The 7,219-nt window shown below is 73.7% G+C and carries 5 protein-coding genes; all 5 read right to left on the bottom strand.

Going from position 1 to position 7,219, the window contains the following annotated elements:
- Positions 1-167: 167 nt before the first annotated feature.
- On the bottom strand, positions 168-1,337 hold the full coding sequence (locus IE330_RS37265; RefSeq protein WP_190140621.1) for an ABC transporter ATP-binding protein: 1,170 nt from the start codon (positions 1,335-1,337) through the stop codon (positions 168-170).
- Between the two features lie 896 nt (positions 1,338-2,233).
- The gene (locus IE330_RS37260) at positions 2,234-3,004 is read right to left on the bottom strand and encodes an ABC transporter permease (RefSeq protein WP_190140620.1); all 771 of its coding nucleotides are present in this window, start codon (positions 3,002-3,004) and stop codon (positions 2,234-2,236) included.
- A gap of 7 nt (positions 3,005-3,011) precedes the next feature.
- On the bottom strand, positions 3,012-4,052 hold the full coding sequence (locus IE330_RS37255; RefSeq protein WP_190140619.1) for an ABC transporter ATP-binding protein: 1,041 nt from the start codon (positions 4,050-4,052) through the stop codon (positions 3,012-3,014).
- A 113-nt stretch (positions 4,053-4,165) separates the two neighbouring features.
- On the bottom strand, positions 4,166-5,101 hold the full coding sequence (locus IE330_RS37250; RefSeq protein ID WP_190140618.1) for a coiled-coil domain-containing protein: 936 nt from the start codon (positions 5,099-5,101) through the stop codon (positions 4,166-4,168).
- A gap of 183 nt (positions 5,102-5,284) precedes the next feature.
- Positions 5,285-7,219: polarized growth protein Scy-related protein (locus tag IE330_RS37245; protein ID WP_506005403.1), on the bottom strand; the 1,935-nt coding region annotated here is incomplete at its 5' end.

The following is a 7,219-nucleotide window of genomic DNA, read 5'->3' as shown; positions in this document are numbered from 1 at the left end:
CGTGCGGGCGGTGGCGGCGGGGGCCGCGCCCGGTGCGTCCGGGGTCGCCGGGGCCTGGGCGGGCGCCGGGGGCTGGGCCTGCGGGGCCTGTCCGGTGGGCGGGGCCGGGGGCTGCTGGGGCTGCTGGGGCTGCGCCTGCGGCTGCTGCTGCGGAGTCGGAGGCGTGGTCATCGGGCTTCCTCGCTGTCGCGCTTGGTCATCTCGGGGGAGGCGGGGGCCTGCGGGGCGGCACCGGCGTACGGGTTCGGCTGCGCGCCCGCGGGTGCGCCCGGCGCGCCCTGCGGCATCGCGAACGGCTGACCGCCCTGCTGGGGCGGCGGCGGGGCGTACCAGCCGGGCTGTCCGTGGCCGGGCACCGGCGGCTGCGACTGCGGGGCGGCGCCGGGCGGGAGCTGCTCCTGCAGGCCCGCGCGCGGGTCGACGGTCGAGCGGTAGTCGACGGCGCCCTGCGTCATCCGCATGTACGCCTCCTCCAGCGACGCCTGGTGCGGCGACAGCTCCCAGAGGCGTACGTCGGCGTCGTGCGCGAGGTCGCTGATGCGGGGCAGTGCCAGGCCCATGACACGCAGCGCGCCGTCCGCCTCGGGCAGCACCTGGCCGCCCGCCTCGGTGAGCGCGGCGGTCAGCTTCTCGCGCTGCTGCGGCTCGGTGTCCGGCGTCCGCACCCGGGCGAAGTCCGCGGAGTTCGCCGAGATGAAGTCCCGGACGCTCATGTCGGCGAGGAGCTGGCCGCGCCCGATGACGATGAGGTGCTCGGCGGTCAGCGCCATCTCACTCATCAGGTGCGAGGAGACGAAGACCGTACGGCCCTCGGCGGCGAGCGACTTCATCAGGTTCCGCACCCAGAGGATGCCCTCGGGGTCGAGGCCGTTGACCGGCTCGTCGAAGAGCAGCACCTGGGGGTCGCCGAGCAGCGCGGCGGCGATGCCGAGGCGCTGGCCCATGCCCAGCGAGAAGCCCTTGGAGCGCTTCTTCGCCACGTCCTGCAGGCCGACGACGCCGAGGACCTCGTCCACGCGCCGCGCCGGGATGCCGGAGAGCTGCGCCAGGCACAGCAGGTGGTTGCGGGCGTGCCGGCCGCCGTGCACCGCCTTGGCGTCGAGCAGGGCGCCGACCTGGCGGGGGGCGTTGGGGAGCTTGCGGTAGGGGTAGCCGCCGATCGTCACCTGGCCGGCCGTGGGCGCGTCGAGGCCCAGGATCATGCGCATGGTGGTCGACTTGCCCGAGCCGTTCGGCCCCAGGAAGCCGGTCACGGTGCCGGGCCGCACCTGGAAGGAAAGGTTGTACACGGCTGTCTTGGCGCCGTAGCGCTTCGTCAGGCCGACTGCCTCGATCATTCTCCGCACCCATCGAACCGTTCAGGACGTCGGGGCAGACGCCCCCGTAAGGGTTAGGAGGATATCCGCGGGCTGACGGTTCCGGCCAAGGGGCTTTCTGGCGGGGCGCCCTCTGCGAACCCTGGCGCGGGCGCCCTCCACGCTGCCACCCGGCCGGGCCCCTGCCGCCCTGCCCCTCCCACCCGCCCACCCGTGCGGCCCCGGCGGTGAGACCGGGAGCCCTGGCCTGGCGGCTTGCGGTCCGTCGTCCATGTCCCCGCCGCTGGCGCGGCGGGATGCCTCCCACCCGCCCACCCGTGCAGCCCCGGCGGTGACACCGGGAGCCCTGGCCTGGCGGCTTGCGGTCCGTCGTCCATGTCCCCGCCGCTGGCGCGGCGGGATGCATCCCACCCGCCCACCCGTGCTGCCCCGGCTGCATGCGATGGCCCCGACCTCGCGGCTTCGGGGTCGGCGTTCGCGTGCCCGTCCATCCGTACAGCCCCGGTATACGGGACGCGCGTCGCTGTCACGGCGGCGGGCGGCGGGACCTTCCAGCCCGTCCGGCGTTTGAGGACGAGCGCGAAGCGCCCCGCAGCAGCCGGGGTCCGTGCGGGTGTCCCGGTTGTGGGGCGGGTGTCGGCTGGTGTGGTGGCGCGCGGCGGAGCCTTTCAGCCCGTCCGGCGTTTGAGGACGAGCGCGGAGCGCGATGGGGTGGGTGGGTGGGAGTGTGCCGTAGCGGGTGGTCGGGCCGGTGCGGGGATTCCGGCCCGCGGGGGTGCGGTGGCGGGCGGCGGGACCTTTCAGCCCGTCCGGCGTTTGAGGACGGGCGCGGAGCGCGATGGGGTGGGTGGGTGGGAGTGCGCCGGGGGAGGCCGCCGGGGCCGCGGCGAGGGGGGCGGTGCGGGCGCCCCGCCAGGTCACGCGTCGCGCCTGCGCAGCACCACGTACCCCCCCACCAGCGCCACCACCGTCCACGCCACCATGATGGCCAGGCCGCCCCAGGGACCGTACGGCGTGTCGTCGTCGAAGGGCGCCTTCACCTGCATGATCCTGCTGCCGGCCTGGTCGGGCAGGAAGCGGCCGATCTTCTCGGTGGCGGAGACGTTGCCGAGGATGCTGGAGATCAGGAAGAAGAACGGCATCAGGATGCCGAGGGACAGCATCGGGCCGCGCAGCATCGCGGCCACGCCCATGGAGAACATCGCGATCAGCGTCATGTAGAGCCCGCCGCCGATGACCGCGCGCAACACCCCCGGGTCCCCGAGCTGCGCCCGGTGCGAGCCGAGCATCGCCTGCCCGGCGAAGAAGGCGGCGAAGCTGGTGGCGAGCCCCACCACGAGGGCCAGCAGCGCGGCCACCAGGACTTTGCTGAAGAGAAACGTGCCGCGCCCGGGGACCGCCGCGAGGGAGGTGCGGATCATGCCGGTGCTGTACTCGTTCGACACGACCAGGACACCGAAGACGATCATCGCGAGCTGGCCGAGGGACATGCCGGCGAAGCTGATGAAGGTGGGGTCGAAGGTGAGCTTGTCCTCGCGGCTGAGGTTGTCGTAGTCGTTCTTGGACAGGACGCTGATCAGCATGCCGAGGGCGATCGTGACGACGGCCGCGAGGGAGAGCGTCCAGACGGTCGACGCGACGGAGCGGATCTTCGTCCACTCGGACTTCAGGACCTGGGTGGCGGCCATGGCGGCCTCACGCTCCCTTCCGGCGCCGCTGCCAGCCCTCGCCCCAGCCGGGGCCGCCCGCACCCGGCAGGGCCCCGCCGGAGGTAGGAGCCCCCGGGCCGGAGGTAGGCGCCCCCGGGCCGGAGCCCGGTGCCCCCGGGACGGCCGTGTGCGCGTGGTACTCCACCGACTCGGCCGTCAGCCGCATGAAGGCCTCCTCCAACGACGCCTGCTGCGGGCTCAGTTCGTGCAGCACGAGCTGGTGCCGCGCCGCCAGCTCCCCGAGTTGCTCGGCGCTCGTGCCGTCCGCCTCCAGCGCCCCGTCGCCCGCCTCGGCCACGGTGACACCGGCCTCGTGGAGCACGTCCAGGAGGCGTTCGCGCTGCGGTGAGCGCAGACGTACGTACGACCGGGAGTTCTGGCGGATGAAGTCCGCCATGGACGTGTCGGCGAGCAGGCGGCCCTGGCCGATGACGACGAGGTGGTCGGCGGTCAGCGCCATCTCGCTCATCAGGTGCGAGGAGACGAAGACCGTACGGCCCTGCCCGGCGAGGGACTTCATCAGGTTGCGGATCCAGTGGATGCCCTCGGGGTCGAGGCCGTTGACCGGCTCGTCGAACATCAGGATCTCGGGGTCGCCGAGCAGCGCGCCCGCGATGCCGAGCCGCTGGCCCATGCCGAGGGAGAAGCCCTTGGCCTTCTTCTTCGCCACGGCCGTCAGGCCCACGGTGTCCAGGACCTCGTGGACGCGGGCGCGCGGGATGCCGTTGGACTGCGCCAGGCACAGCAGGTGGTGGAAGGCGCTGCGGCCGCCGTGCACGGCCTTGGCGTCCAGGAGCGCGCCGATGTACTTCAGTGGGTCCTTGAGCTGCGCGTAGCGCTTGCCGTCGATGCGTACGTCGCCCGCCGTGGGGTGGTCGAGACCGAGCAGCATCCGCATCGTCGTGGACTTGCCCGCGCCGTTCGGGCCCAGAAAGCCGGTGACCACGCCCGGCCGGACCGTGAAGGTGAGGTGGTCGACGGCCACCTTCTCGCCGTACCGCTTGGTCAGACCCTTGAGTTCGATCATGCCGGCACCTCGGTCATGCGGCCACGCTAGAACGTGACAGGGCCCCCTGCCACTCGGCTCGCGCCGGTCGGCAGGGGGCCCGTCCCGTTCACCCCGTGCTTGGTCGTTCCGCGTCAGCGGCTCTGCTGTGCCGGGACCCCCCGAGAGATCGGCTCGTCCTCCGAGGGCGTGCCCGCGGCGGCCACGGCGGCACCGGTGAGCGTCGCGAGCATCTCGCGGACGTTCGTGAGCTGGGCGTTGATGGAGTCGCGGCGGTTGGTGAGCGCCGCGAGCTCGCGCTCGGACTCGCTGCGGATGCGGTCCGCCTTCGCGTTCGCGTCCGCGACGATGTCCTCGGCCTGGCGCTGCGCGGTCTCCACCGTCTGACGGGCCCGGCGCTCGGCGTCCGTGCGCAGCTTCTCGGCCTCCAGGCGGAGCTGCTCCGCCCGGTGCTCGATCTCCGCGAGCCGCTTCTCCGCCTTGGCCTGACGCGAGGCCAGGTCGCGCTCGGACTGGTCGCGGCGCTTGGCCAGGTTGGTCTCGAAGTCGGCGGCGGCCTGGGCGGCCTTGGCGCGGGTCTCCTCGAAGAGGGCGTCCGCCTCCTCGCGCTTGGACTGCGCGTCCTTCTGGGCCTCGGCCCGCAGCGCGTTCGCCTCGCCCTTGGCCTTCTCGACGATGCGGACGCCCTCGTCCTCGGCCTTCGCCTTGCGCTCGGCCGCGAACGACTCGGCGTCGTTGCGCACCTGCTGGGCGGCCGACTCGGCGAGCTCGCGGTGCTGCTCGGCCGCGCGCCGGGCCTCCTCGCGCAGGTCCTTCGCCTCCTCCTCGGCGAGGCGGAGGATCTTCTCGACGCGGGCCCCGAGCCCGGCGTACGACGGCTCGGCGTCGGCGACCTGGGCCTGGGCGTTCTGCGTCTCGAGGTGCAGCTCCTCGATGCGCTTTTCCAGAGCAGTGATTCGGGTGAGAGCGGAGTCTCGGTCGGAGACGAGCTTGGAGATACGTTCGTCCACCTGAGCGCGGTCGTACCCACGCCGCACAAGCTCGAAGCCGTAGGGGGAAGTGTCGCTCATGGGGTTCCTGTCGAATGAGACCGGGTGAGGTGATAGAGGGAATCCTAGGGGGCGTTGCGGCGTGTCATCGAGCGTATGCCCGTTTGATCTGGAGAATGACACCCCTTTTGAGTGGTCAACCGCCAGAGTGCTTGCCAGCAACAGTGCCGAAGGTCCCGCTCAAGCACGCAAATGGTCTCCTGGCTAGTTATCTGACGACTTGCCACCCGAACGTGTGGCCCCCGCCGTGGCCCCCGCCTTGACGCCCGCGTCCTTGCCGCCGCCCTGCGGTGCCTCGAACGATTCCAACGCCTCCAGGACGTCCTGGACACGGGAGATCTCCGCGTTGATGTCCTCGCGGCGGCGCATCAGCACCTCCAGCTCGTGCTGGCCCTCGGCGACGACGCGCTCGGCCTCCGCCTGCGCCTCGGCCTTGATCCGCTCGGCCTCGCGCACCAGCTCCGCCTTCTTCTGCTCCGCCTCCTTGAGCAGCCCCTCGGCCTTCTTGACGGCGGCGATCCGCACCTTGCTGGCCTCCGAGTTGGCGTCGGACACCAGCTTCTCGGCCTTCGCCCGGGCCTCCGCGGCCTTCTCCTCGGCCTGCGCCAACTGCTCCTCGGCGGCCTTCACCAGGGCGTCGCAGCGCTCGCCCGCCGTCTTCATCGCCTCGGCCGACTCGCGCCGGGCCCGCTCGTGCAGCTCCTCGATCTCCGTGGTGACCCGGGCCCGCTGCTCCTCCGAGCGCTCCCTTATCGCGGTCGCGTCCCGGCGGGCGCCGATGAGCAGCTCGTCCGCGTCCGTCCGCGCCTTCTCCACCAGCGTGTTGCCCTGGACCGTCGCCTCGGCGACGATCCGCTCGGCCTCCTTGCGGGCCGCGCCCACCATGGTGTCGGCCTGCGCCTCGGCGTCCGTGGTCGCCTTGAGCGCCTTCTCCTGGGCGTCCGCGGCCAGCTTCTCGGCCTCCGCCGTCGCCTCCGTGATGAGCTTGTCGACCTGCTCCGCGGCCTCCGTACGCCGCTTGTTGGCGGCCTGCCGCGCCTCGTCCAGGGTGCGCTCGGCCTCCTCGCGGGCCTCGGTGCGCAGCCGCTCGGCCTCGTCCCGGGCCTCCTCCTTGACGCGCTCGGCCTCGGTGCGGATCCGCTCGGCGTGCTGCTGCGCGGAGCCCACCGCCTCGGCCGCGTCCGCGCGCAGGCGCTCCGCGTCGCCGGTCGCGTCCGTGATCAGGCGCTCGGCCTGGGCGACCGACTCGGCGCGCACCCGCTCCGCCTCGGCCGCGGTCTCCGTACGGAGCTGCTCGGCCTCGGCGGCCGCCTCGGCGCGCAGCCGCTCGGCCTCGGCCGTCGCCTCGGCGTGCAGGCGCTTGGCCTCGGCGGCCGTCTCGGTGCGGATGCGCTCGGTCTCGGCCGCCGTCTCCGTCGTGAGCCGCTCGGCCTCGCTGCGGGCCTCGCCGATCAGCGTGTCCGCCTGGTTCGCGGCGTCGCTGCGGATGCGGTTGGCATCCTCGCGGGCGTCGGCACGGGTGCGCGCGGCGTCCTGGTCGGCCTGCGCGATGGTGTCCGAGGCCTCCGTCCGCACCCGCTGGGCGTGCTCGGAGGCGTCCGAGCGCATCCGCTCGGCCTCCGCCATGGCCTCCGTGACCGTGCGCTCGGCCAGGGCCTTGGCGGCCTCCGCCGCCTCCGCGGCCTCCCGCCGGGTGCGGCTCGCGTCCTCGCTCGCCCGCTCCCGCTCGGCGTAGGCGTCGGCGCGCACGCGGTCCGCCTCGTCCTGCGCCTCCTGCTTGGTGCGCTCCGCCGCGTGCTCGGCGGCCGAGCGCAGGCCCGTGATCTCCTCCTGTGCCTGCTCCTGCATCCCGGCGACCGAGTCCCGTACGGCCTGGGCCTGGGCCTCGGCGGCCGTGACCAGCTCCGTGGCGCGCGCCTCGGCCTCCTCGGCCAGGCGCACCGCCTCGGCCTCGGCCTCCTCCACGCGCTTGCGCGCCGCGGCGAGGAGCTCCTCGCTCTGCTCGCGGGCCCGCTGCCGCTCCTGGTCGGCCTCGGTGCGCGCGGCGCCGAGCGTCTCCTCGGCCTCGCGGCGGCGCCGGGCCGCCTCCTCCTGCGCGGCCGCCAGGGCCTTGGCGGCCTCGACGACGACGCGCTCGCG

The organism is Streptomyces longispororuber (assembly GCF_014656095.1).
In the GTDB taxonomy this organism is placed as follows: Bacteria; Actinomycetota; Actinomycetes; order Streptomycetales; family Streptomycetaceae; genus Streptomyces; species Streptomyces longispororuber.
The sequence above is the reverse complement of the archived record's forward strand: the minus strand, read 5'-3'. Positions and strand labels throughout refer to the sequence as shown.